Annotated in this window: 23 protein-coding genes; 9 read left to right on the top strand and 14 right to left on the bottom strand. The window is 65.0% G+C overall.

What is annotated here, in order from left to right; all coding sequences use genetic code 11:
- The first annotated feature begins 86 nt into the window (after positions 1 to 86).
- Positions 87 to 854: a response regulator transcription factor gene (locus ACZ9BC_RS20225; protein ID WP_476247501.1), complete on the top strand. Its 768-nt coding sequence runs from the start codon at positions 87 to 89 to the stop codon at positions 852 to 854.
- On the opposite strand, the gene ACZ9BC_RS20220 is transcribed toward ACZ9BC_RS20225, so the two are convergent.
- The 5 genes from ACZ9BC_RS20220 to bioB form a co-directional block, all read right to left on the bottom strand.
- Complete coding sequence (locus tag ACZ9BC_RS20220) at positions 827 to 1,237, bottom strand: Hpt domain-containing protein (protein ID WP_476247500.1); 411 nt, start codon at positions 1,235 to 1,237, stop codon at positions 827 to 829. The genes ACZ9BC_RS20225 and ACZ9BC_RS20220 overlap by 28 nt on opposite strands.
- Before the next feature lie 379 nt (positions 1,238 to 1,616).
- Positions 1,617 to 2,051, bottom strand: a complete 435-nt coding sequence (locus ACZ9BC_RS20215; protein WP_476247499.1) for a very short patch repair endonuclease — start codon at positions 2,049 to 2,051, stop codon at positions 1,617 to 1,619.
- Between the two features lie 81 nt (positions 2,052 to 2,132).
- Positions 2,133 to 2,561, bottom strand: coding sequence for a pyridoxamine 5'-phosphate oxidase family protein (locus ACZ9BC_RS20210; protein ID WP_476247498.1), 429 nt, complete (start codon positions 2,559 to 2,561; stop codon positions 2,133 to 2,135).
- A 110-nt stretch (positions 2,562 to 2,671) separates the two neighbouring features.
- Entirely contained in the window at positions 2,672 to 2,917 is a 246-nt protein-coding gene (gene bsaP / locus ACZ9BC_RS20205; protein WP_476247497.1) for a biotin synthase auxiliary protein BsaP, read from the bottom strand.
- Positions 2,914 to 3,933: a biotin synthase BioB gene (bioB, locus tag ACZ9BC_RS20200; protein WP_476247496.1), complete on the bottom strand. Its 1,020-nt coding sequence runs from the start codon at positions 3,931 to 3,933 to the stop codon at positions 2,914 to 2,916. Before bioB ends, bsaP begins: the two co-directional genes overlap by 4 nt.
- A 208-nt stretch (positions 3,934 to 4,141) precedes the next feature.
- On the opposite strand from bioB, the gene ACZ9BC_RS20195 reads away from it, so the two are divergent.
- From ACZ9BC_RS20195 to ACZ9BC_RS20180, 4 genes are all read left to right on the top strand, one after another.
- Entirely contained in the window at positions 4,142 to 5,869 is a 1,728-nt protein-coding gene (locus tag ACZ9BC_RS20195; RefSeq protein ID WP_476247495.1) for a purine-cytosine permease family protein, read from the top strand.
- A gap of 203 nt (positions 5,870 to 6,072) precedes the next feature.
- Positions 6,073 to 6,732, top strand: a complete 660-nt coding sequence (locus ACZ9BC_RS20190) for a DUF6318 family protein (protein WP_476247494.1) — start codon at positions 6,073 to 6,075, stop codon at positions 6,730 to 6,732.
- 479 nt (positions 6,733 to 7,211) lie between these two features.
- The gene (locus tag ACZ9BC_RS20185; protein ID WP_476247493.1) at positions 7,212 to 7,661 is read left to right on the top strand and encodes a PKD domain-containing protein; all 450 of its coding nucleotides are present in this window, start codon (positions 7,212 to 7,214) and stop codon (positions 7,659 to 7,661) included.
- Positions 7,662 to 7,765: 104 nt separating this feature from the next.
- Entirely contained in the window at positions 7,766 to 8,836 is a 1,071-nt protein-coding gene (locus tag ACZ9BC_RS20180; protein WP_476247492.1) for an alkene reductase, read from the top strand.
- Positions 8,837 to 9,066: 230 nt separating this feature from the next.
- Here the strand turns inward: ACZ9BC_RS20180 and ACZ9BC_RS20175 are convergent, their stop codons facing one another.
- On the bottom strand, positions 9,067 to 9,363 hold the full coding sequence (locus tag ACZ9BC_RS20175; RefSeq protein ID WP_254865580.1) for a hypothetical protein: 297 nt from the start codon (positions 9,361 to 9,363) through the stop codon (positions 9,067 to 9,069).
- Positions 9,364 to 9,539: 176 nt separating this feature from the next.
- On the opposite strand from ACZ9BC_RS20175, the gene ACZ9BC_RS20170 reads away from it, so the two are divergent.
- On the top strand, positions 9,540 to 12,065 hold the full coding sequence (locus ACZ9BC_RS20170; protein ID WP_476247491.1) for a Tex family protein: 2,526 nt from the start codon (positions 9,540 to 9,542) through the stop codon (positions 12,063 to 12,065).
- A 94-nt stretch (positions 12,066 to 12,159) separates the two neighbouring features.
- On the opposite strand, the gene ACZ9BC_RS20165 is transcribed toward ACZ9BC_RS20170, so the two are convergent.
- The gene (locus ACZ9BC_RS20165) at positions 12,160 to 12,957 is read right to left on the bottom strand and encodes a ZIP family metal transporter (protein ID WP_079597768.1); all 798 of its coding nucleotides are present in this window, start codon (positions 12,955 to 12,957) and stop codon (positions 12,160 to 12,162) included.
- Positions 12,958 to 13,058: 101 nt separating this feature from the next.
- Here ACZ9BC_RS20165 and ACZ9BC_RS20160 point away from each other — a divergent pair, with 101 nt between their 5' ends.
- On the top strand, positions 13,059 to 13,379 hold the full coding sequence (locus tag ACZ9BC_RS20160; protein WP_476247490.1) for a hypothetical protein: 321 nt from the start codon (positions 13,059 to 13,061) through the stop codon (positions 13,377 to 13,379).
- 25 nt (positions 13,380 to 13,404) lie between these two features.
- Here the strand turns inward: ACZ9BC_RS20160 and ACZ9BC_RS20155 are convergent, their stop codons facing one another.
- The 5 genes from ACZ9BC_RS20155 to ACZ9BC_RS20135 form a co-directional block, all read right to left on the bottom strand.
- Positions 13,405 to 14,166 carry a YqjF family protein gene (locus ACZ9BC_RS20155; protein WP_476247489.1) on the bottom strand — a complete coding sequence of 254 codons (762 nt, stop codon included), beginning with the start codon at positions 14,164 to 14,166 and terminating at the stop codon, positions 13,405 to 13,407.
- 98 nt (positions 14,167 to 14,264) lie between these two features.
- Positions 14,265 to 16,493: an HNH endonuclease signature motif containing protein gene (locus ACZ9BC_RS20150; RefSeq protein ID WP_476247488.1), complete on the bottom strand. Its 2,229-nt coding sequence runs from the start codon at positions 16,491 to 16,493 to the stop codon at positions 14,265 to 14,267.
- Between the two features lie 108 nt (positions 16,494 to 16,601).
- Positions 16,602 to 17,006: a DUF1622 domain-containing protein gene (locus tag ACZ9BC_RS20145; RefSeq protein ID WP_476247487.1), complete on the bottom strand. Its 405-nt coding sequence runs from the start codon at positions 17,004 to 17,006 to the stop codon at positions 16,602 to 16,604.
- 97 nt (positions 17,007 to 17,103) lie between these two features.
- Complete coding sequence (locus ACZ9BC_RS20140) at positions 17,104 to 17,964, bottom strand: SDR family oxidoreductase (protein ID WP_476247486.1); 861 nt, start codon at positions 17,962 to 17,964, stop codon at positions 17,104 to 17,106.
- Between the two features lie 4 nt (positions 17,965 to 17,968).
- The gene (locus ACZ9BC_RS20135; protein WP_476247485.1) at positions 17,969 to 18,880 is read right to left on the bottom strand and encodes an MSMEG_6728 family protein; all 912 of its coding nucleotides are present in this window, start codon (positions 18,878 to 18,880) and stop codon (positions 17,969 to 17,971) included.
- Between the two features lie 157 nt (positions 18,881 to 19,037).
- Between ACZ9BC_RS20135 and ACZ9BC_RS20130 the strand changes: the two genes are divergently transcribed.
- Complete coding sequence (locus ACZ9BC_RS20130) at positions 19,038 to 19,625, top strand: hypothetical protein (protein WP_476247484.1); 588 nt, start codon at positions 19,038 to 19,040, stop codon at positions 19,623 to 19,625.
- Between the two features lie 177 nt (positions 19,626 to 19,802).
- Here ACZ9BC_RS20130 and ACZ9BC_RS20125 read toward each other — a convergent pair whose 3' ends face one another.
- Both ACZ9BC_RS20125 and ACZ9BC_RS20120 read right to left on the bottom strand, forming a co-directional pair.
- A complete protein-coding gene (locus ACZ9BC_RS20125; RefSeq protein WP_476247483.1) occupies positions 19,803 to 20,459 on the bottom strand; it encodes a transglycosylase family protein in 657 nt (218 codons plus the stop codon).
- Positions 20,460 to 20,628: 169 nt separating this feature from the next.
- A complete protein-coding gene (locus ACZ9BC_RS20120; RefSeq protein ID WP_476247482.1) occupies positions 20,629 to 23,253 on the bottom strand; it encodes an excinuclease ABC subunit UvrA in 2,625 nt (874 codons plus the stop codon).
- Between the two features lie 48 nt (positions 23,254 to 23,301).
- Here ACZ9BC_RS20120 and ACZ9BC_RS20115 point away from each other — a divergent pair, with 48 nt between their 5' ends.
- Positions 23,302 to 24,363, top strand: a complete 1,062-nt coding sequence (locus tag ACZ9BC_RS20115) for an adenosine deaminase (protein WP_476247481.1) — start codon at positions 23,302 to 23,304, stop codon at positions 24,361 to 24,363.
- The last annotated feature ends 191 nt before the right edge of the window (positions 24,364 to 24,554 follow it).

The following is a 24,554-nucleotide window of genomic DNA, read 5'->3' as shown; positions in this document are numbered from 1 at the left end:
GACTTCGGGGACAGGGTGTGCAGAGCCATACCAGCAGGATATCCGCAGGCCGCTATACTTCTGACGTTGGCTGCTGAGGGGACGCTATGAGTGATGCACGTGTGGGACTGGTCATCGAGGATGACCATGACATCCGGGAACTGGTTCGCACGGTACTGACCCAGGCCGGCTTCGACGTAACCGTGGCCAGTACCGGCGCCGAAGGCGTGCTGATCGCCAAGCACCTCAATCCGGACGTCATCACCCTTGATCTTGGGCTGCCGGACATCGACGGTTTTGAAGTGTCGCGGCAAATCCGCGAATTCTCCGACGCCTACATCGTGATGCTCACGGCCCGCACCGAGGAGCTCGATACCCTGATTGGGCTTGAGTCCGGCGCCGACGACTACCTCACCAAGCCGTTCCGCCCCAGGGAACTTCGCGCCCGCGTTGCCGCGATGATGCGCCGCCCCCGCTCCGTCCCGGATGCAACAGACACCTTCTCCGTCGAGGCAGCAGCCGAGGGCCACGGACATCCAGAGCGTGGGAACTTCAGCCACAACGGCCTGGAACTGAGCTACGCCTCCCGCACGGTGGTGGTTGACGGCAAAGAGATGAACCTGACCCGCACCGAGTTCGAACTTCTCCACGCCCTGCTCGAGGCGGGCCGGACCGTCCGTACCAAGGCGGACCTGGTGCGCCGGCTGCGGGACGAGGACTACGACGTCGGCAGTTACATCAGCGAGGCCGACGAACGGTCCGTCGAGGTCCACATGGGGAACCTCCGCAAGAAGCTTGGGGATTCGCCGCAGCAGCCGCGCTGGCTGCAGACGGTTCGCGGCGTGGGTTACCGCCTGGCACCCGAAGAGCACTGAACCTGCAGCCGGTGCATGGTCAACCGGCTGCATTGGTTGATGGGCCGCAGGAACGTCGCCGCCAGCCTGGGCAGGATGACGGCGGCTTCCGCCTCGCGCGCCTCGGTGCGGATTTCGCCTTCCAGGTCCGTGGCCAGGCCCGCAAGCCGCTCGGCGCCCACCATCTGGCTGGATGTCTTCAGGCTAAGCACCGCGTCCACCGCGCCCTCCAGGTCTCCGGTGGTCAGGGCAAGCCGCAGGCGGCCGATCCGTTGCGGCAGGCACTCGATGAAGTTCCCCACAAACACCATGGAGTACCCTTCGTCCTCCTCGAGCTCTTCACGGAGACGGTTGAGGACGGACTGGTCCACCAACGGCCGGGAAGCATCATCTGAAGCGCCCATGAGGCTCCTTTCAGCCGGGGGATGCCACTCCGGGAACAGTGCGGGTGGGTGGGGCATGTGCTCTTTCAGGTTAGGTCTGCTGCCTCGCGGTGGCTGGTTTTCCGGCGAGAATTGTGGGTTTCTTGATAAGGCTGCGTGTTTCACCGCCAGCACGTAAGACAGTGGTTTTTGCACCTTGAAATTGGTTGCCGGCACCGGCCGTCAACTGGGAACGGGACACCTTGTGGCACGGTCCGGGGCGGTCTTGGCCCGGGAGCTGGCTGGCAGGAAGGGATCGCACTGCTCCGGACTGTCGGTGGGGAGGTCCGCCCTTTGGGACGACGGGTTCATCCTTCCGCTCCACTATCAAGAAGCCCGGCGGCAAAAGCCAAAGATTGCCTCAAGATGGTTGGCGGCCCTCCAGGAACTCCACCAAGTGGGCTTCCAGCGCCGATCCGTCCTTGAGCTCGCACTCCCAGACGGTCAGGACTTCCCATCCGGCGTCTTCGAGCTGGCGGCGCTGGCCGGCGTCACGGTCCCTGGTCCGGGAGCGCTTGGCTTCCCAGAATTCCGCGTTGGCTTTGGGGGCGTGCTGGCCCACGCGGCAGTCGTGGAAGTGCCAAAAGCAGCCGTTCACGAAGATGACCTTGCGCCGGCCGGAAAACACCAGGTCCGGGTTGCCGGGCAGCCGGGTAGCCCCGGAGCTGCCGTGCAGGCGGTAGCGGTAGCCCTTGGCATGAAGCAGCCGGCGCACCAGCAGTTCCGGCTTGGTGTTCTTGCCCCGGATCCTGGACATGTTCCAGCTGCGCTGCTCCGGAGTGAGCTTGTCCGCCATGCCTTAAGTCTAGGAGCGGGAAAGCCCCGGAGCGGGCAGTCCAGGAGGCGGGCAGTCCAGGAGGCGGGCAGGACGCCGGAGTCAGCGCTCCGGCTGCTCGCCGAGCTGGAAGTGCCGGCCGCTCACGGACAGTGCCTCAATTTCCACGTAGAAATCCTTCAGGGTCGGAACCCAGGACTTCAGCCCCAGATCTTCCACCGCCGCAAGCTCCGCCGAATTGCTGAGCACCCGGGCCTTGCCGCGGAGCACCACGGACCAGGCTTCGTCAGACGTGATGCCGTCCGTTTCGAAGAGCACTGTGGCGTTGATGGTCAGCTGGGCCAGCTTGTTGCCCGGTGCCGTCCGCAGGTACACCTTCCGGCCCGACGTCACGTAGTTCACCGGGAAAATGTCCGGCTCGCCTGCGACGGAAACCACCAGCCTGCCGTGCTGTGTGCCCTCAAGGAGACGCCAGGACTGCTCATCATCGAGTTCCAGGACGGGATTGCCGTCTGCATGTTCAAACATCATGCCGCCATTCTTCTACGTAAGGTAGAAATATGCCATAGGGTGTTGGATGCCGCGTGCTGGATGTATTGGTGCTTCTTCGGGTGTGCCTTTTCCGCTGCCGGGTGGGCCCGTCAGGAGGTGGTGGCTCCATGCCGGGAGCACTGCGCCCACCAGCCCGACGGGGAGACCTGCACCTTGAGCCGCCGTCCGCAGCACACGCAGAAGCGTGGAGGTTCCAAGTGCAGCCGCGCCGCGCACTCCAGGTGGAGGTCCGACGGCGGGGCGCTCCCGCCGTCGGACGCTTGCCTGTCGAGGGTCCCGCCGCAGAGGCCGCAATGCTGTGCCTCATTGTCCAGCGTTTGAGGGGCGGTGCTCATAAGGTCTTCTGGAGTTCCTTGATGGGCATGTTGAGGTCCACCAGGAGGTTGAGGTCGGCGGTGGCAGGGCGGCCGAGAGTGGTGAGGTAGTTGCCTACGATGACGGCGTTGATGCCGCCCAGGAGCCCTTCGCGCGTGCCCAAATCGCCGAGGGTCAGCTCGCGGCCGCCGGCGTAGCGCAGGACCGTCCGGGGCATGGCCAGCCGGAAGGCGGCGATGGCTCGGAGGGCGTCCTTGCCGTCCATGATCTCCTGGTTTTCCAGCGGGGTTCCGGGGCGGGGGTTGAGGAAGTTCAGCGGAACCTCGTGCGGTTCCAGGGCCGCGAGCTGGGCGGCCAGCTCGGCCCGCTGCTCGAGGGTCTCGCCCATGCCGATCAGGGCTCCGCAGCACAGCTCCATGCCGGCGTCCTTGACCATGGCGCAGGTTTCCAGCCGTTCCTCATAGGTGTGGGTGGTGACCACCTTGGGAAAGTAGCTGCGCGCGGTTTCGAGGTTGTGGTTGTAGCGGTGGACGCCCCAGCTGGCCAGCTGGTCCACCTGCCGCTGCGTGAGCATGCCCAAGGAGCACGCGATGTTGATGTCTACTTCCTCGTTGATGCGGTCGATGGCGAACTTGATCTGGTTCATGAGTTTGATGTCGGGACCTCGGACGGCGGCAACGATGCAGAACTCGGTGGCTCCCGTGGCGGCAGTTTCCTTGGCCGCCCTGACCAGTTCGGGAATGTCCAGCCAGACGCCGCGGACAGGGCTGTCGAAGACACCGGACTGGCTGCAGAAGTGGCAGTCCTCGGGGCAGCCTCCGGTCTTGATGGAGATGATGCCCTCCACCTCGACGTCCTCTCCGCAGTGGCGGAGGCGGACCTGGTGTGCCAGCTCCAGCGCAGCCGGGAGTGCCACGTCCGGGAGGCGGAGGATGTCCACCAGTTGGGACTCGGAGAGCCCGATGCCCTCTTCGAGTACCTGCCGGCGGGCTGTCTCGAGGATCGGGTGGTCCACAAGTTGCGGGTGCATCGTCATTGCTGGTCCTTTTCGCTGAAGTTCTCTTCCTGACGGTAGTTCCGCGCTCCGTGGCCGTTTTTGTGGAACGGCCACAACGCGCGGTTGATGGTTTTGTTGACAGGATCAGTCAACACTTAACGCCCTGGAAACAGTTCCGTGACCGGGCCGTCTTTCCGGCATGGATAGCGTCGCAGCAGACCAATCAAAGACGAAAGCGACGCACACAATGACCAATGACACAGACACGACGCAACTGCTGGAGCCCGCTTCGCCGCCTGGTGCCGCCGTCGTCGGCAGCGCTTCGGCAACAACGACCGCGGGCAACGCCGCGGCACTTAACGCTACAAAGGAGAGCCTGGAGGACTACACGCTCCGGTTCGCTCCCCGCTCCTACCGGAAGTGGAGCGCGGGCGTGGTGGCAACCAGTGCTTTGGGCGGGATCGCGTACCTGGCCGACTTCTCCATCGGGGCGAACATCGGGATTGCGTATGGGACGGTCAACGCGATCTTCGGGATCCTGGTGGCAGCGGTGATCATCTTTGCCACCGGCTTTCCGCTCGCGTACTACGCGGCGCGCTACAACATCGACCTTGACCTGATCACGCGCGGCTCCGGCTTTGGCTACTACGGCTCAGTGGTCACCAACGTCATCTTCGCCACCTTCACGTTCATCTTCTTTGCGCTGGAGGGCTCCATTATGGCCCAGGGGCTGGAAGTTGGCCTGGGGGTTCCGCAGTGGCTGGGGTATGCCGCCTCCACCGTGATCATCATCCCGCTCGTGATCTACGGCATGAACACGCTGGCCAAGCTGCAGGTGTGGACTACTCCGCTGTGGCTGCTCTTGATGGTGGTGCCTGTGGGCTACCTGCTGCTGTCCCATCCCGAGAGCATTAACACGTTCTTTGCCTACACCGGGGAAGCGGGCGACGGCGGTCCCAACCTTGCGTCGGTGATGCTTGCCGCTGGCGTGTGCCTGTCCCTCATGGCGCAGATCGCCGAGCAGATTGACTACCTTCGCTTCATGCCGCCGCGCACGGACGCCAACCGCGGGGCCTGGTGGCGCGCCGTGATCCTGGCGGGGCCGGGCTGGGTGATCTTCGGTGCCATCAAGCAGATCGTCGGCCTGTTCATTGCCATCTACCTGATCGCGACGCTCGATCCGGCCGCTTCTGCCACCGCCAACGAGCCGGTGCACCAGTTCCTTGGCGTCTACCGGGAGATGATGCCGGCGTGGCTGGCCATGACGCTCGCGGTGGTGCTGGTGGTCATTTCGCAGATCAAGATCAACGTCACCAATGCCTACTCCGGCTCGCTGGCGTGGACGAACAGCTTCACCCGCATCACCAAGACGTATCCGGGCCGCATGGTGTTCGTGGTGGTGAATCTGGCGATTGCGCTGGTGCTGATGGAAGCCAACATGTTCGACTTCCTCAACACCATCCTGGGCTTCTACGCGAACTGCGCCATGGCCTGGGTTGTCACTGTGGCGTCCGATATCGCCATCAACAAGTACCTCCTGAAGATCTCACCCAAGGTGCCCGAATTCCGGCGGGGAATGCTCTACGCCGTGAACCCCGTGGGCTTCGTGTCCATGCTGGTTTCCGCGGGCATCTCGATCGCTGTGTTCTTCGGCGCGTTCGGTTCCGCAATCCAGCCGTATTCGCCGATCTTCGCGGTGGGGCTGGCTGTGGTTCTTCCGCCTCTGCTGGCTGTTGTGACCCGGGGGCGCTATTACCTGCGGCGCACCGACGACGGCATCGACCTGCCCATGTTCGACGCCGATGGGAACCCCAGCGACGCCAAGCTCCTTTGCCACGTTACGGGGATTGAGTTTGAGCGTCCGGACATGGTGAGCTCGGCCCAGGACGGGCCCGACGGCGGCCCGCAGTATGTCTCGTCGCTCGCCTTGTCGACGGACAAGACGGGGGAGTTGGTGCTGCCACCGCAAAAGTAGCTTCTTCTGGGGAGCCCTTTTTAGGGATAGGGAAAGCCGGCGCCTGTTTGGCGCCGGCTTTTCCTTTTTCCTTGGCTTTGTCGGGTGGTAGAACCGGAAGCGGGTCCCTGTGGATAAGTTTGATCGGTCGATTGTGACGTGGGCTACCCTTAAGGCACTGTCCGGAGTAAGCCGTCTTGAAACTACTGGGGGAATAGCGGCCCATGACATCACTGAACGTCTTTATGTCCCGCGGCTTGGGGTCCGGAGCAGTTGTGCTTGCTGCTGCTACTTGCCTGGCGTTGGCGGGTTGCGCGGGCGGAGCACCTGCAGATCCCGGTACCTCGTCCCCAGCGCCTACAACTTCTGCCACCTCCGACCCATCTCCTTCCCCAACGCCCACGCCCAGCGCGGTGTACAAACCCGCCGACGCGTCCGGCCCCGCCCAAAACGTCCCCGTTCCGGTCCTGCCCGAGGTCGCCAGGACCGAGACGAAGGAGGGGTTGGAGGCATTTGCCAAGTATTGGTTTGAGCGACTCAACTATGCCTACCAAACGGGAGATACTGCAGCTTTCCAAGACATGACATCGCCAAATTGCGACTACTGTTCCAAGCTCGCTGCATCGCTCACGACGAATTACGTGGACGGCCAATGGCTGGCAGGCGGGATGATCACAGTTCCCGCCGCCACGACTACATTCGAACGGGCTGCTGACGGAAACTATCAGGTCATTCTTCAAGTGCAGCAAAGTCCCATCACCTATCACGCCGCTAACGGCGAGGAGTTCAGGGCAGCGAGCAAGGCCTCCAACACGGGCAATGTGCTATTGGCTGACTTCGTTGACTCCGCCTGGCGCGTCAACGGCCTTCATCCAATGCGCTGATGAAAAGGGTAGGGGGGATAAAGGCTTGTTGCCTACTGGTATTGGTTGTCGTCTCCGTACTGGCGCCATCGATCCCAGGATTTGCCGACGATGGTACGGAAGCTAACTTCGGCGCGATTGGTGTTGACGTTGTTGGATTAGTTCGGGATCCAGCAACCGGCGAAATGGTGCCACCGCCTCCAGGCTCAGTACCCACCGACCCCAATGAGTACAAGTACGAGCTTCAATGCCACCTTGGCGGGGGAGACTTTGATACTGAATGCCTTGGGCGCCAGGTGGAGTGCACTAACGGGCCGGACGGTGAAGAAGGCATTCCTGTTATTTGGTACTCGAAGCCGCGGGGTGTTCCTGGCGCAGTCTGGGCGATCCACTCTGGCCCAACCTGCCTCTATGACGCGCGGCCTGAGGACCTGCTGCCCCGAATCGCGGCCGATATCCAACGGGAGTTCCAGAACCTTCCAATCAGTGCCGGGACGGTCGTGGCGCAACCCAGCCCGCACACGCTGCGAGGTGCTGAAACAAACTTCTACGCGGAAGCCGTCGAGCAGCAGTTCGACATCACGATGTTCGGCCAGGCCGTGCACGTCGTGGCAACCCCGGTCCAATACACCTGGAACTACGGCGACGGCACGGTGTTCGGCCCCCAGCCCTCCATGGGTGGGCCGCTCCCGCAGGACCGGTGGGGTGAAAAGACGCGGACAAGCCACGCCTACAGCGAAACCGGCGACTTCCAAGTAGTGCTGACCACGTCTTTCCAAGGAACGTACTCCGTCAATGCCGGCCCGCCCCTGCCCATCCCCGGCCAGGGCCAGTTCAACGCTCCGCCGCAGACGGTCAGCGTCTGGCGTTCCCTGACCCGCAACTACGCTGACGACTGCAACGCCAACCCGCAGGGCCAGGGCTGCCCGGGAGTGGCAGCACCGCCTTAGTCGGCCCGATGACAAGGTGTGATTCCGGTCGCACCCGGAATAGTTGCACGCGCGCCCCAGTTGGCATGAACAGTACGTACTTCAGCCTTCGAAAGGAACTGCGCATGCTGTTTTCCCCTCTCGCCCTCGGCGAACTCGAGCTTCCCAACCGCTTGGTCATGGCGCCCTTGACCCGGCTCCGCGCGGGTGAGGAAGGTGTCCCCGGCCCCCTCCTCGTTGAGCATTACCACCAGCGCGCCTCCCTGGGACTCATCGTCAGCGAAGGCACCTACCCCAGCCCGGCCGGCCGCTCCTACCCGGGCCAGCCCGGCATGGTCACCGAGGAACAGGTTGCGGGGTGGAAGAAGGTCACCGACGCCGTACATGCAGAGGGCGGCCGGATGTTCGCGCAAATCATGCACGGCGGCCGGGTCTCGCACCCGGACATCACCGGCGGCCACCCGCTTGTGGCGCCGAGCGCCGTCGCCATTGAAGGTGAAGTCCGGACCCCCTCCGGAAAGCAGCCCTACCCAGTGCCGCACGCCCTCACCACCGACGAACTGCCCCTGCTGATCCAGGAAATCGTCAACGCCTCACTGAACGCCGTGGAAGCCGGCTTTGACGGCGTCGAGCTGCACTCGGCCAACGGCTATCTCCTGCATGAGTTCCTGGCCCCCAACTCCAACGTCCGTACCGACAGCTACGGCGGCTCCCCGGAAAACCGGGCGCGCTTTGTCATCGAGACGGTCAACGCGGTGGTGGCAGCGCTGGGTGCAAACCGGGTGGGCATCCGGATTTCCCCGGAGCACAACGTCCAGGGCATCTCCGAAACCGACGCCGCCGACGTCCGCGCCACCTACGAAGTCCTGGTGGACAGCATCGCCCCGCTCAACCTTGCCTACCTGAGCATCCTGCACCACGAACCCACGGGTGAACTGGTCCAGGACCTCCGCGCCCGTTTCGGCGGCACGTTCCTGGTCAACACCGGATTCGGTGTCATCACCACGCGTGAGGAGGCAGTCGATCTTGTGGCGGAAGGCCACGCTGACGCCGTGGTGGTGGGCCGTCCCGCCATCGCCAACCCGGACCTCGCCCGCCGCTGGAAGGAAAGCCTTCCCCTGAACCAGCCGGACCCGTCCACGTTCTACGCCGAGGGCGCCGAAGGCTACACGGACTACCCTGTCTACCAGGGCTAAGCAGCCCTAAAATCGCGACAACGGCGGCACCCGGCTTTGGGTGCCGCCGTCGTTGGCTGCCGGTGTGCTGGGACCGGCAACGAGAGCCCAAGGCCATCCGACGACCTTCGGCTTCTATTTAATTTGGCCCGCCGGGCCCCTCTGGAAGCCGGCGGTGATCAGATGCTACTCCATCGAATGGACTTTTACTAGGCCTTAAGTGGGACAAGATTCCAGGGCGGAAACACTGGCTACAAAACCGCCTCCCGGCCCGTCCCTTCTGTCATGACCAGCCTGCCGTCTTCGATCGACACGAGCACGCTTTTGGGCTTGCCGCTGACCTTCGTGATCGCCTTTAGGCCGCGGTTGGTCACCTCAACCCCCACATGGGCGCCCTTCGCCGGCAGCTCCACGGAAACCTCGGACGCTATGCCGAGGATGGGGTTGGTGGAAACGCCGAGCTCCCGCCACGCCTGTTTACCGTTGACCGTCACGGTGACATTGGCTTCCTCGAACCCCTCCTGAAACACAACAAGCAGTTCGCGCATGGCGGCCTCTTCCCTGAGCAGTGGGTGCCTGTGACGGCACCTCCACTACAGCACTCTGCGGGCGGGAACGGAATACCCTTGCCCGGCACTATTCGGACTCCCTGCAACGGCTGCCAACGCGCCCCGCGGCGGAACCGGCAGTGGAGCCGGGCAGGCGGGTAGGGCAAGATGTTCTGGTGACTCAACTGCCGCAAGCGCCCTCTTCCTTTGCATCTGCTGCCTCAAAGCCGGACGACGCCATCTACGCCCAGATCGCTGAAGAGCTGGGCGTGAAGGCCTGGCAGGTGAAGGCGGCGGTCGAGCTGCTCGACGGCGGGTCAACGGTTCCGTTCATCGCCCGGTACCGCAAGGAAGCCACCGGGACGCTCGATGACACCCAGCTCCGGGAGCTCGACGACCGCCTGCGCTACCTCCGCGAACTGGCGGACCGCCGTCGTTCGGTCCTCGAAGCGATCGAAGCGCAAGGCCAGCTGACCCCCGAGCTGAAGAAGGCGGTCCTCGCTGCGGACACGAAGTCGCGGCTCGAGGACATCTACCTGCCCTTCAAATCCAAGCGGCGGACCAAAGCGCAGATTGCGCGGGAAGCAGGCCTGGAACCCCTCGCCGATGCCCTGCTGAAGCGGCCGGACCTCGACCCCGATCGTGAAGCCGCGAAGTACCTGAACAACGAACACGCCATTGGCGATGCCGCCGCAGCGCTCGCCGGTGCCCGAGCCATTTTGGTGGAGCGGGTGACGCAGGACCCGGACCTCGCCGCCAACCTCCGCGAGCGGCTGTGGACGCAGGGCCGGATGGTGTCCCGCGTGAAGAAGGGCAAGGAAACCGAAGGCCAGAAGTTCGCCGACTACTTCGACTTCGCCCAGGCACCCGCCGGCATGCCGTCCCACCGGGTCCTCGCTCTGCTGCGCGGGGAAAAGGATGGCGTTCTTGAGCTCGACCTCGCCGAGGCAGATCCCGCGGACGACGACGCCCTGGCCGCCGCGCGCTCGCGGTACGAGTCCGCGGTGGCAAGGTGCCTTGGGGTCGCCGACCGCGGACGTCCCGCCGATGCGTGGCTGATGCAGACCGCGCAGCTGGCCTGGCGGTCACGGGTTCTGGCCCGGCTGACGGCTGACCTCCGCGGCAGGATGTTCACCGCCGCCGAGGATGAAGCTGTCCGGGTGTTCGCAGCCAACCTGCGCGACGTCCTGCTGGCCGCCCCTGCGGGAAACCGCGCCACGCTTGGTTTGGATCCGGGGCTGCGCACGGGCGTAAAGGTCGCGGTAGTGGACGGCACCGGCAAGGTTGTGGCCACCGATACGGTGTACCCGCATGCCCCGGCCCGGAAGTGGGACGAAGCATTGGCGACGCTGGAGCGGCTGGCGCGGCAGCACGCCGTCGAACTTGTGGCGATCGGCAACGGTACGGCGTCGAGGGAGACGGACAAGCTCGCAGCCGAGCTGATCAAGCGGTTGCCCAACGTGGACCGGAAGCCACAGAAACTCGTGGTGTCGGAGGCCGGGGCGTCAGTGTATTCCGCATCCGCGCTCGCGGCCGCCGAATTGCCCGGCATGGACGTTTCCCTGCGCGGGGCGGTGTCCATCGCCCGGCGCCTGCAGGATCCGCTTGCTGAACTGGTGAAGATCGACCCCAAATCCATCGGCGTGGGCCAGTACCAGCATGACGTGACGGCATCGAAGCTGGACCGCAGCCTGGACGCCGTGGTGGAGGACTGCGTGAATGCGGTGGGTGTGGACGTCAACACCGCCTCGCCCGCGCTCCTGAGCCGGGTGGCCGGCGTCGGGCCCTTGCTGAGCGAAAACATCGTGGCCTACCGGAACCAGAACGGCCCGTTCGCCAAGCGCACCGACCTCAAGAAGGTGCCGCGGCTGGGTGCCAAGGCGTTCGAGCAGTGCGCCGGCTTCCTGCGGATTACCGGGGGAGCGGAGCCGCTGGACGCGTCGAGCGTGCACCCGGAAGCTTACGCTGTAGCGCGCAAGATCCTTGTTGCGGCCGGCTCAGCGCCGGCTTCTTCACTGGATCCCCGGAACTTTGTGGATGACACATTCGGCCTGCCTACGGTCACTGACATCCTCACCGAGCTGGACAAACCGGGACGCGACCCGCGCCCTGCCTTTGCTGCGGCGACGTTCTCCGAGGGCATCGAGAAGATTTCCGACCTGAAGCCGGGGATGGTGCTGGAGGGAACGGTGACCAACGTTGCGGCCTTCGGTGCGTTTGTGGATGTGGGCGTTCACCAGGATGGGCTGGTCCACGTCTCGGCCCTGGCCAACCGCTTCGTGTCCGATCCCCGTGAGGTAGTGAAGTCCGGGCAGGTGGTCCGCGTGAAGGTTCTGGAGGCGGACCCGGAGCGCAAGAGGATTTCCCTGACGTTGAGGCTCGACGACGAACCTTCCGCGGGCGGGCAGGGCTCCAGGGGAGGCGGTGCGGGAAGGGCCGGCTCCGGACGGCCGGGTTCGGGACAACCTGGATCGGGCAGAGCAGGTTCCGGACAGTCAGGTGCTGGAAGGTCGGACGGACGGCCGGCAGCCGCGGAGCGTGGTGGTGCACAGAAGTCCGGTGGTTCCGGCCGACAGGATCCGCAGCGGTCCGGCGGCCAGAAGCCGCGTAACCCCGCTGGGGGACAGGGCTCGTCGCCCAAACCTGCACCCGTGAATACGGCAATGGCTGAGGCCCTTCGTAAGGCTGGCCTCGGTAAGTAGCGGCTTCTCGCCGCGGAGGTGATCCCTCCTGGGTGGCGGGCTTGCTCGGTGGGCGGTGCTTCGGCGTGGCGGTGCTTCTCCGTGGCGGGGCCGGTCAGGCCAGCGACAACACGAATGCGAGCACGAACCCTGCGGCGGTGCTGAGCGCGACGGCCGGGCCGCCGTGTTCGTAGGCCTCCGGCATCAGCGTGTCTGCCAGGGAAGCGATGACGGCGCCGGCAGCGAATGCCAACGGTATCGAGATGGCCTCCGGGTCCGTTCCTGACAGCGGCCCGGCGCCGACAACAACGGCGACGACCAGCAAGGCCGCACAGCCCAGCCAGAGAGCCAGGATACTGCCGGTTGAACGCCCTTGGCTTCGCATGGAAGCTGAGCCGACAAGGGCTTCCGGGAAGTTGGAGACAAAGATGGCCGCGAGCAGGGCCAACCCACCGGTGCCTTCACCCAGGGCGATACCCAGGGCAACGTTCTCCGGCACTCCGTCCAGGGTCACCGCGGCCAACAAAGCCAGCCCTGCCGCTCCCCGTGTTGAGGCAGAAGTGGGAGCTCTATCGGACGCGGCGGCATCCGTATCGAGTTTGGCGCTGCCTTGGAACTCGTCCGCAGGCGTGGCCTGCTCCTGCTTTCCGGGTTGCGCCCAACGGTCCAGCAGGGCGCTGAGGACCGTGAACACCACCGCGCCACCTATCAGCCCGATGGCTGCCCGGATGATCCCGCCACGTTCATAGGCATCTTCGAACAGTTCGAAGGCCAGTGCTGTGATCAGCGCTCCGGCGGCGAACGCCAGAAGCATGGCGAGGAGTCGCTTCGGAAGTTCAAACCGGACACCAATGAAGGCACCCAGAACCAATGCACTGGATGCTATGACGCCGAACCATAGCGACATCAACATGCGGTCAGTATAGGAGTGCTGCGCTGACGTGGGAATACGCAATTGGTACAGGCTGGGAAAGGTGACTTTCGATGATGGTGCGTTTCTGCAAAGGTGGGTTCATGACTTACTTCCTGGAGTACACCATTCCTGCCGCGTCCCCCGATGCCGAGTTTGAGTTTCCCCATGATGAGATCAACTCCGGCACCACCATCCCTTTGACCCAGACGAACGCCAAGGTGGTGCATACCCCCGAGCTTCCCGCGCGGACGGGCATCATTGGAGCCACCGTGCTTGAGGCAAAGCTTGAAGCGGAGCAGCTGATCACCCACAGCCGCGCTTCCGAGGCGTCGCTGTACTTCGACCCGTCCAACTCGTTGCAGCCCGGGGTAGGCTCGCTCGTGGCGACCTTCAGCGAAGGACACGGCTGGCGGGACGCCTAAGCCCCGGGTAGCTTGCCACGGTGTCTTACTTGCCACGGTGTCTTACCAGGCGGGGCCGGCCGAACCGGGTCCGCACTCCGGGTGAGTAGAGGATAGAATCCGGCGGACCGCTCACACTTATGCCTGCCGACTGCACCAGGTCGTCCTGAAGGTCATGGAGTTGCGCCGTGTAAAGCGGCCACGGTTCATGGGTGTTCGGGATGTAGATTGTCCGGCCTCGGAATCTGCCGTGCATGCCGAACCTTGCAGTGAGGTGGATGGACAGCGGGTCATCGACTGGAGTCCCGAGGTCAGGAATGACGCTGAACGTGCTGTTTGCTCCCTGTCTGAATCGTCGGACGGAGTAGCCGGTGATTCGCTCCGGCGCGCGCCCGGACGTTTGCTTCCGGTAGCTTATCCGCGACCAGACGTAGGGTATTTCGGCTGCCCGTGCTGCGAGGACTACGGGCAGCCGGTTCGCGTCCAGGCTCAGGAAAACGACGCCGCGGGTTCCGTCCGGTTCCCTTGAGTAGAGGCGCACGTTGACCTCATTGAAGCTTCCAAGATAAGGAATTCCGGGGCCGCGGCCGATGCCCGCCTCCTTCATTCGGAAGCCGATAAGGCCCACCCATGACGTTCCATCAAAGAGGTCCGGCTGTACTCCTGCCGGCATAAAACGGGCAGCCACCGGTTCGCGTATCCGCCAGTGCAGAAAAATGGCGTCAGTCCAGCGCTGGTCCATGACGGCGGGCGGGGGCAGCACAGGAGGGGCAGGCCACAAGGCTGCTGCGTCCACAGGATCGGTCATGTGCAGGTTCCCTTCTTTGCGGCTCTTTGCGGCAGACCGCTCCGAACCCGTTTGCTCATGATCCCTTGGAATCGCTCGTCCAGCATGAAACACCCGCTTTATTCCCTGGGGTGGGGTGGTGGTGGGGGTTTGAAGTAGTGGTTTTGTTGGGGTTTTTGGGTGGGGTCGATGTGGGGTGGGGGGATGAATGTTGGGGTGCCGTGGGTGGTGGTGATGGTCCATTGTTCTTTGTGGATGAGGTGGTGGTGGTGTGTGCAGAGGAGTGCGCCGTTGGTGGTGGTGGTTGGTCCGCCGTGTGACCAGTAGGTGATGTGGTGGGCTTCGCACCAGGGTGCGGGGATGGTGCAGTTGGGGAAGGTGCAGCCTTGGTCGCGGGCGGTGAGGGCGAGGCGTTGGGCGGGGGTGAAGAGGCGTGTTTTGCGGCCGAGGTCGAGGATTTCGCCGTTGGTGCCCAGGAGTGCGGGGATGATGTCGGCGTCGCAGGCGATTTTGCGCAGGGTGGCGGCGGCGACGGGTCCGGTGAACACGAACGCCCCAGTCCCGGCCCCGGCGCTGGTGTGTGTGCCCGTTTCCCTTCCGGCACTGGTTTCGTTGCCGGCCCTACCTCCGGTGGCGGCACCTGTCTCTTTTCCGAACCCCGTTGCATCGCCGGCGCCGGTGGTGTTGCTGGTGTCTGTCGTCGTGCTGGCGGCCTTTGCGCTGGTACCTGTGGGTGTCCCGGGGCCTGGTGTGGTGCGGGGTCTGGTGGTTGTGTCTGTGGTTGGCCAGGGCCCGTTGGTGGGGTGGGGGTGGGGGAGGAGGTCTTGGTAGTTGATGGTGGCGATGATTTGGGGGCGGTTGCCGCCGGTGGTGGGCAGGGTGTTGGTGGTGAGGGCTGCTTTGACGGCGGAGACGAGCCCGTCGAGTTGTTGCTGTGCCCGGGTGCGGCGTTCCAGGTCCACGCTGTCCTCCCGGCCCGGCTTGGTGCGCTCGTCCGGGTCCGGGTCCGGGTCCGGGTCGGGGTCCTGGTGCGGGTTGGGGTTTGTGGTGCTGGTGTTGGGCGTGGTGGTGCGGGGGTTGGTGGCGGTGTTCATGACGGTCAGGAGGTGTTCGTATTGGTCGGTGGTGGCGAAGATCTCGACGCGGTGCAGGCCGTGGCGGGGTTTGCGGATGAACGCGCCTTGGGTGTGGCGGAGGGCTTCTTCGGTGGGTTCGGTGCCGTCGGCGTCGATGGTGTCGTTCCAGCGTTGGGCCAGGCGGGTGAGGAAGTCGGGGTCGGCGGTGACGGCGGTGGTGGTGAGGTGCTGTTCGATCCGGTGGAGGGTGTCGGGGGTGGTGTGGTGCTGGAGCCGGTCCAGGGTGGCGGTGATGATGGTCGCGGCGTGCGAGGAGAGCACCGGCCCTGTGATCAGGTCCGGATCAGTGGTGGTGTGGGCGGGTTCGCCGGTGGTGATGTTGGTGGGGGTAAGGGCTGTGGCGAGGTGTTCGCGTGCCGGTGGGAGGGGTTCGCCGGTGAGGCTGGTGCGGGGCAGGGTGTGGTGGGCGAGGGTGAGGCGGCGGCGGGCTTCGCGCAGGGGGATCCGGAGCCGGAGCCGGAGGAACTCGGCGGTGTTCCTGCACCCGTCATCAGCCGGCGACGTCACCACAGGGGAAGTCACCGGCCTGCCAATTTCCTCGATAGCTCCCTTGGTGGCAGGTGCGGGCCAGTTCGCGTCGGTCTCGTTGAGGGTCTCGACACCATTGGCGTCCCAGCCGGTCACCCAACCCCGCCCAAGTCGGCCCGCCCTGGCCTGGCTGGTGCGGGCTGCATCCGCGGCGGTGATGGCCTGTGTCCGCGTCCGGTCCACGGTGGAGGCGGCGAGCAGTTGCAGATACTCTACGGTCCGGGACAGGTCCTCGACCTGCCCGGCGAAATTGGCCGCTGAAACATAGTCCGCCCTGGCCAGCTCATCGCGGGCGGCAACAGCAGCCGCGGCCAGCAGCCTTCCGATCCCACCCAGGACAAGCGGATCCTCGACGATGGGCGCAGGGGTGGGATCGGCTGCAATCGGTGACCCGTATGTCCCGGTGCCAGCGGATGCCGAAAAAGGGGCGGTTTTGGATTCCGTTGCAGCGTTGCCGGGGTCAGGTTCGGATGCAGTCGGGCCGGCGCAGGGGCAGGGGTGTGCGTCAGGAACAGGAATGTCAGCGGCCGGCTTGGCCGGGACGGCGTGAAGGCGCCCGGGCATCCTCAGCGGGGCGTCGCCGTCGTACCCGTCATGCAGGGAACCACCGGCAGGCCGGAGAACCCGCGGGAGCGCGACGGCGGGACCGCCGCACTCCGCAAGCTGCTCCCCAATGGCCTCCATGGGTCAACTCTGCCAGCTACCACGGACAAAACATCCAGCCCAAAGCCGCTATGTGGAAAACGGGGAGGAGTGGAAAGTTTGAAGCAGAAAAGACCCTGCTTACCCCTGTTATCCCGCCGTCGCTTCGGCAGAGTCGCGGGAGTCGTGGGAGTCGTGGGACTCCTTCTGCCACGGCCATTTTCCGGTAATCTCAAGCTCGAGCGAAAAGCTCAGGAATGTCCGGATCAGCACAATAATCGCCAGAACTCCTACGCTTTCGAAGGTGGGCGTGACAGCGACGGTGCGGATGATGTCGGCGGCCACCAGCAGTTCGAGCCCCAACAGGATGGACCTGCCCAACAGCTGCCGGTACAGCCGGTAGAAGGTCAGCTTCTCCCCGCCGGCGCGCACCTTCCGCGGCTGATACCCCCGGAATGCGAGCGGAATGGACACCAGGGCACCGATCACCATGACAGCGACTCCGGCGAAATCAACAAACTCCCCGACCGTCTCGATGATGTGCCGAAAATCCATGGTTTTCCTGCCTCACATTGCTCTGAAGTGTGACCCGAACCCTGACCGAACCCCTGAGCAGCCAGCCTAAACGCTGGAACCGAGTTAGCGATGTCGGCTACGGGTGGCGGACGCCGTTTCCCGCAAGGATGTCCCGGTAGCCTTCCCTGAAAGACGGGAACGTAAGGCTGAAACCGGTGCTTCGCAGGAGGTCGTTTCGGCAGCGCTTGTTGCCGCCGCGCGCGGGTCCCGCATCACCCACGGTGGGCGCGGCGAGGCCCATCTCAGCGGCCAGGAAGCGCAGCACGGTGCCAAGGTCGGCCGGATCATTGTCCACTCCCACATAAACAGACTCCGGAGAAGCGGCCATGGTGGTCAGATGGACAATAGTGGCCGCAGCGTCGTCACGGTGGATGCGGTTGGTGTAGCGGAGGTCGTCGGGAACAACGGCCGACCCGCTGCGCACCTGGTCGATCAGGCGAGTCCGGCCGGGACCATAGATGCCGCCCAGCCGGAGGGACACGGCCGCGGTGGCAGTTCCCGCCAGCCGGGACCGGAGAAGCTCCTCCGCCTCGACAAGGACACGGCCTGAGAACCCGGCCGGCGCAGGTGCAGTATTTTCATCCACCCAGCCACCGTCGGCGTTCCCGTATACGGCCGTCGAGGAGACAAAAAGCACCCGCTGGGGCTTGACGCCGTCGCGCTCCAAAGCGTCCAGGACGTGCATTACCCCGCCAAGGTACGCCGCACGGTAGTCGTCCTCGGACGGCGAGTCCGCTGCCACGGCGATGACGACGGCGGAGGTGTCCGCCGGGACAGGTGGCAGCTCCGGAGCGCTCAAGTCAGCCGCCACACCTTTGATGGCGGGCGGCAGCTTGGCAGGAGAGCGGCGCCAGCCCACCACATCATGGCCCAAGGCGGCGAACCGCAGACCTGCTTCTGTTCCGAGGTCGCCGCAGCCTGCCAGGAGGATGGTCATGCGGCTACGGGGCTTCCACCGGGAAGAACACGCGGGGATCCTGCAGAAGAGCCGGGTAGGCAAAAGCGGACCGGTCGATGATCTCCGTAACGGTGAAGTTGCGGCCGAACCTGCCGTCCTCCAGGGTGATGGGACGGCCCACCACCTGGCCTACGGCAAACTTCGCTCCATGCTCGAACGGGACCGCCACCGGCGTCTTTCCTGGAAGAGTGGAGAAGGCCTCCTCCTGCGCCAGGCGCTTGCGGGTGGGCTTCTTCACCTGCTGCTTGGGCGGCGCCTTCCGGGGCTGGCGCGAGGGGCGGCGGGACCCGTCGTCGATATACACCGGGGAGTAGTCGTCGCCCATGCCCGCCGCGGCGGAGATGCTGCCGCTCACGGGCGGAAGGGCGACCGTGGTCAACGTCTGGGGATCGACGTCGTCATGGGGATCGCGCAGGATCCACAGGATGTCACCCTCCGGCTCCTGCGGCAGGAACTCGTGCTTCGGCTCGGGCCAGACGTAGTCCATCTCGGGAATCGCGTCCGCAAAGAGGGAGGTGTAGAACTTCGGCTCCTTGCGCACCAGCTTGGAGCGGTGGCTGAGGTGGAAGTCCGTGTCGCCGAGCCACGGCGGCATGGGAATCTTTGAGGCGTAATCCGGGTGGGCCGCCTGCGGGGCGAACTCCATGATGTTAGCTCGGGTGTTGTCCGGGTGGCCCCGCTTGGTCCATTCGTCAACCATGGCCAGCCCATACATGGTCAGCGCCGGCACGTAGCCCATCCACATGCGGATTGCCGGGTGGGTCTGCCAGCCGTATCCGGGAATGACCAGGGCGCGGAGCGTCTGGAGTGCCTCGACCCGCTGCTTGCCAAGCCGGGCGGTGTCCAATGCTTCGGCGCTCTGCCGGAAATCAGGGTACGGGAGGAAGGTTTGCATCCATTCAGTCTGACGGCACCCGGCGGATGTTCCAATTGCAGTGCCGGGGACCACAGCCCGGGCGCTCCGGATGTCCAGATAGTGGACCTATGCATACATAGGGGAGTTAAAACCACTAAGGTGTCCGCAACCCACCCCGCGTTCTGGAAGCCCTCTCATGACATTAACACCCGAAGTAACCACCGGAATCACCTCCCCCAGCGTTCCCCGTTACGGGCAGATGCTGAGTCCGGAAGCAAAGGGCATCCTGGTCCTTGATGAGTTCACCATCGATCCTGCCGCCGCGCGCAAGGAGCAGCACCGCTTCCGTGACGGCGTGGCCGCCGTCGCCAAGACTGTGCGCCGCATCGCTGCCCTCCGGGTGGTGATCGCGCTCGTGGCCATCGGCAACCTGCCGCTGTTCCTGCTGTCCAGCGGATGGTGGATCTACGTGGTTTCGCTTGTCCTCGTGGTTGGCGTGCACACCGCCGTCACCCTGTTGAACCGGCACGAACCCCGGCTCCGCCAGCAGTCCGCCCTTGAACTGCACATGCACCGCGAACGCAGCGCCAACTACCGCAAGGTCCGTGACGCCGTGAAGTACATGATCGACACCCCCGCCAGGATGAACGAGCACCTCTACCTCGAGCTGCTTGCAGCCAAGCGCGTCGCCTTGAACCTGGCCCACGGCACCGTCGCACTGCTGGACACCAGCGACGAACACGCTTGGAAGGTGCGGATCGTCCGCGAGATTCCCGCCAGCTGACAGCTGGCTTGCCCGCCACGCGTTGACGTACGGCAGGCTGGATTAGAGAACGACGCCGGCACTCCCCTTATGGGGGAGTGCCGGCGTCGTTTTTGGTCAACGGAATTTGTCTATCGCCGACCTGTTCATAGGGCCCGTGAGGGCTTTTGCAGCTGGCGGGCAGCTGCGGCACAGCTTTTATAGCGGAAGCTGGATGACCTGTCCCTCGAAGACGAGGTTGGGATCGGAGATGGTGTCCAGGTTGGCATCAGCGAGATGCTGCCAACCGCCCTGGATGCCCAGCTTTTCGGCCACCATGCTCAGGGTGTCGCCGGCCTCCAGCGTGTAGGTTTCCCCGCTCAGGGCAACTGCCCTGGCATGCTTGGCGGCGGGTGCCTGGGTAACAGGAGCTGTAAGGACCGGCGCGCTCTGGACCTGCTGGACGGGCGCCTGCTGGACGGGCGCCTGCTGGACGGGCGCCTGCTGAACCGGTGCAGTCCCGGTGGCGCCCCCGCTCAGGCCCAGCTGAGCAGAGCAGGAGGGCCATGCTCCCCAGCCCTGCGAAGCCTGGACCTGCTCGGCTACGGCGATCTGCTGCTCACGGCTCGCGTCCGCCGGTGAACCGGTGCCGCCGTATGCGGACCAGGTGCTGGCACTGAACTGCAGGCCGCCGGAGTAGCCGTTTCCGGTGTTGGTTGCCCAGTTGCCGCCGCTTTCACACTGTGCCAGGGCGTCCCATGTGGAGGTGCTGGTGGTCGCGTTGGCGGCGGTGCCGGAGAGTGCAAGGCCTGCTGCTGAGATCACGGCCACGGTAGCTCCACGGCGTGCGGCAGTACGGAAGGTTGTGTTTTTCATTATGGTGATGCTCCTGAAGGCCACCGGCGCTGGTTCCGTCCCCGGAGATCGTCGCGCCACTGCCCGCCCCTGACAAATAGAGGTCAACTTCGGTGGCTGCCGCTGGGCAGTTCTGGTGGAGGCAGCACCGGGCATTCATGCGCCCACTTTGGCGGGCATACATTTCACGCTAGGACATCACAGCGGCGTTATCAAATCGAGATTTTCCTGAGTATTCGCTGGTGGAACCCTGATTGAGGGCTGCCGCGAGGTAGGGCGCAGTCCGACTGCCGCCCGAACGCGCTACCTGTTCGGGGGTCCCGGTTGCCACGATGCGCCCGCCCTTGTCGCCACCGGAAGGGCCCAGATCGATGACCCAATCCGCCCCTGCCACCACTGACATGTCGTGCTCAACAACCACCACGGAGTTGCCCGCATCCACCAGGCCGTGCAGCTGTGCCATCAGCAGCTGTACATCGGCGGGATGCAGGCCGGTGGTGGGCTCATCCAGCAGGTACAGGGTGTGCCCGCGCTGGGCCCGCTGCAGTTCGGTGGCGAGTTTGATGCGCTGGGCTTCACCACCTGAGAGTTCCGTGGCAGGCTGCCCCAGCCGCAGGTACCCAAGCCCCACGTCCTGGAGGCTTTTCAGGCTCCGCGCCGCAGCCGGCACATCAGCCAGGAACTCCGCAGCGGCGTCCACGGTCATGGCCAGCACGTCGGCAACGTTCCTGCCGCGGTACCGCACCTCCAGCGTCTCCGGGTTGTAGCGGGATCCGCCGCACTCCGGGCACGGGCCGTAGCTGCCGGGCAGGAAGAGCAGTTCGACGGCGACAAACCCTTCGCCCTGGCAGGTTTCGCAGCGCCCGCCTGCCACGTTGAAGGAGAACCTGCCGGCGCCGAAGCCACGTTCCCTGGCCTGGCCGGTCGCGGCAAATTCCTTGCGCACAGCATCAAAAAGCCCGGTGTACGTTGCCAGGTTGGAGCGCGGGGTCCGCCCGATCGGCTTCTGGTCCACCGTGACCAGGCGGTCAATGCGTTCACCCCCGGTAACGCTTCCCGTGGCGGCGGGCTCCGCTGCTGCGTCCTGCTCAAGCGGGGTCTTGAGGCCGGAGCCCACCAGCCCGGCAAGCGCCCGTCCAACAAGAGTCGACTTCCCGGACCCGGAAACACCGGTGACCGCCGTGAGGACCCCCAGGGGAAAACGTGCGTCCAGTCCCCGCAGGTTGTGCCGGCTGACGTCCTTCAACTCCAGCCATTCTTTAGGCTCCCGCACCATTCCGGAACTGCTGCCGGAAACACGGCCGGAACCGCCATCGGCACTTCCGGTTGGCCTTCCGCTACCCGCCGAGACGAATCCGCCGTCGTCGAACAGGAACGGCCGGGTGACCGACGCCTCGATGCCAGCCAGTCCATCCACGGGTCCGCTGTAGAGCACTTCGCCGCCGCCTTCTCCGGCACGCGGCCCCACGTCCACCAGCCAGTCGGCCCGGCGGACCACGTCCATGTTGTGCTCCACCACGAAGACGGAGTTGCCCGATTTTTTCAACTGCTCCAACACGTCCAACAGGGGTTCGGCGTCGGCCGGATGAAGCCCTGCGGACGGCTCGTCCAATACGTAGATCACCCCGAACAGACCGGAGCGAAGCTGCGTCGCAATCCGGAGCCGCTGCATCTCGCCCGGTGAGAGGGTGGGCGTGGCACGGCCCAGCGCGAGGTATCCGAGGCCTAGGTCCACGAGGACCGTGAGGCGCCGCAGGAGGTCCCGGGTGATGGCTACGGCTACCTCGTTGGACTCCCCGGAAAGCTGCGTGCGGGAGGCCGTGCCGGCGTCGTTCAGTTCAGCGGTGGGCCGCACGATGTCCGCAAGCTCCGCCATCGGGAGCCGGTTGAGCTCCGCAATGGTCCTGCCCGCGAATGTGACGGCAAGCGCCTCCGGGGTCAGCCCCGTGCCTGAGCAGAGCGGGCATGGGCCGGATTCCATGTAGGCCAGGACCCGTTCACGCATGGACGCGCTCTGGGAATCCGCCAAGGTATGCAGGACATAGCTGCGGGCACTCCAAAACCGCCCCTTGTAGGGTTTGGCCACCCTGTCGCGCTGCGGAGTCACCTCCACCACGGGCTGCTCCTCGGTAAAGAGGATCCAGTCGCGTTGCTTCTTGGGCAGCTTGTGCCACGGGACGTCGACGTCGTAGCCCAGGTGGGTGAGGATGTCCCGCAGGTTTTTGCCCTGCCACGCGCCGGGCCAGGCCGCGATGGCGCCGTCACGGATGCTCAGCGACGGGTCGGGAACCAGCGACGATTCCGTGACGGTGTGTGCGACGCCCAGGCCGTGGCATTCCCGGCATGCACCTGCTGCGGTGTTGGGCGAGAAGGCGTCCGAGTCCAGCTGGGTGCTGCCGGACGGGTAGGTCCCGGCGCGGGAGAAGAGCATGCGCAGGGAGTTTGAGAGCGTGGTGACGGTGCCGACGGTGGACCTGCTGCTGGGGGCGCCGCGGCGCTGTTGAAGTGCGACGGCGGGAGGCAGCCCCGTGATCAGCTCCACCTTGGGGTTGTGCCCCTGCTGGATCAGGCGCCGGGCATACGGGGCCACGGACTCGAAGTAGCGGCGCTGCGCTTCGGCATAGATCGTGCCGAAGGCCAAGGATGACTTGCCGGACCCGGAAACTCCCGTGAACGCCACGATCGCATCGCGCGGGACGTCCACGTCCACGTTGCGAAGGTTGTTTTCGCGGGCGCCGCGGACCCGGACAAAGCCGTCGGCCGCGGAGGTGGGAGCCGGGTACTGCAGGTCATCAGCGTGCGTGGCGTTCTGCATTCGCTCGACTCTAGTGGTGAATCCGCCGCAGGGCATTATCCTGACCCGATGGAAAACTTTGCGGCCGGCAGCGCCGTGCCTGACATTGAAGCGGATGAAACCGGGCCTGCCGTCCCGGCCCGGATCCTTCCCGTGGCCGAACTGCACCTGCACATTGAAGGGACCCTGCAGCCGGAGCTGATCTTCGCGCTGGCGGAGCGCAACGGCATCCAGCTGCCGTATTCCGGGCTGGACGAACTCCGGGAAAGGTACGAATTCACCGACCTGCAGTCCTTCCTGGACCTGTACTACGCCAATATGGCGGTGCTGCAGACCGAAGAGGACTTCGCGGCGATGACGCACTCCTATCTGGAGCGGGCCGCTGCTGCCGGTGTGCGCCACGCAGAAATCATGATGGACCCGCAGGCGCACCTTTCGCGCGGAATCCCATTGGAAACCTGCGTCAACGGTGTGGCATCGGTGCTGGCCACATCGCAGGAGGACTTTGGCATGTCCACCATGCTGATCGCCGCCTTCCTGCGTGACCTTCCCGAGGACTCGGCGCTGGAGGTCCTGGACGGCCTGCTGGCCATGGATGCGCCCATTGGAGCCATCGGCCTTGATTCGGCCGAGGTCGGCAACCCGCCGGCGAAGTTTGAACGCCTCTATGCAAAGGCTCGCGAAGCAGGCCTGCGGCTGACGGCCCATGCGGGCGAGGAGGGGCCGGCGTCGTACATCACCGAGGCGCTGGACGTCCTTGGCGTGGAGCGCATCGACCACGGCATCCGCTGCATGGAGGATCCGGAACTGGTGGAGCGCCTGGTGGATGCGCGGATCCCGCTCACCGTGTGCCCGCTGTCCAACGTGAGGCTCCGCGCCGTCGATACTTTGGCGGACCACCCGCTGCCGGCAATGCTCGCCGCCGGTCTCAATGTGTCCGTCAACTCCGACGATCCCGCCTACTTCGGAGGTTACGTGGACGACAACTTTGCCCAGCTCGAGGCGGTGTTCGAGCTGTCAGAATTCGACAAGGCGCGCCTGGCCGCGAACTCCATCCACTCGTCCTTTGCGTCGGAAGAGCGGAAGGCCGAGCTGCTGGCGGAATTGAACGGCCAGGACGTCACGCCCTGACCGTCCTGTGTCCGAGGCAACAAGTGCGCCATTGTCCCGCTAAACTGGGTGCCGCAGGCGTGTCTGGGGAGTGCAGGGCGGCACCCGTACCAGCGCTGAGAGGGTTGTGCAGTCAGCCCTTACCCGAGACCTCCGCCTCACTTGTGGCGATATCCGCTTCATAGTCGGTCACGACACGCAGAGTTAACCAA

The sequence above is a fragment of the Pseudarthrobacter sp. TE3704 genome (assembly GCF_056279405.1).
This window is presented reverse-complemented; position numbering and strand designations above follow the sequence as displayed.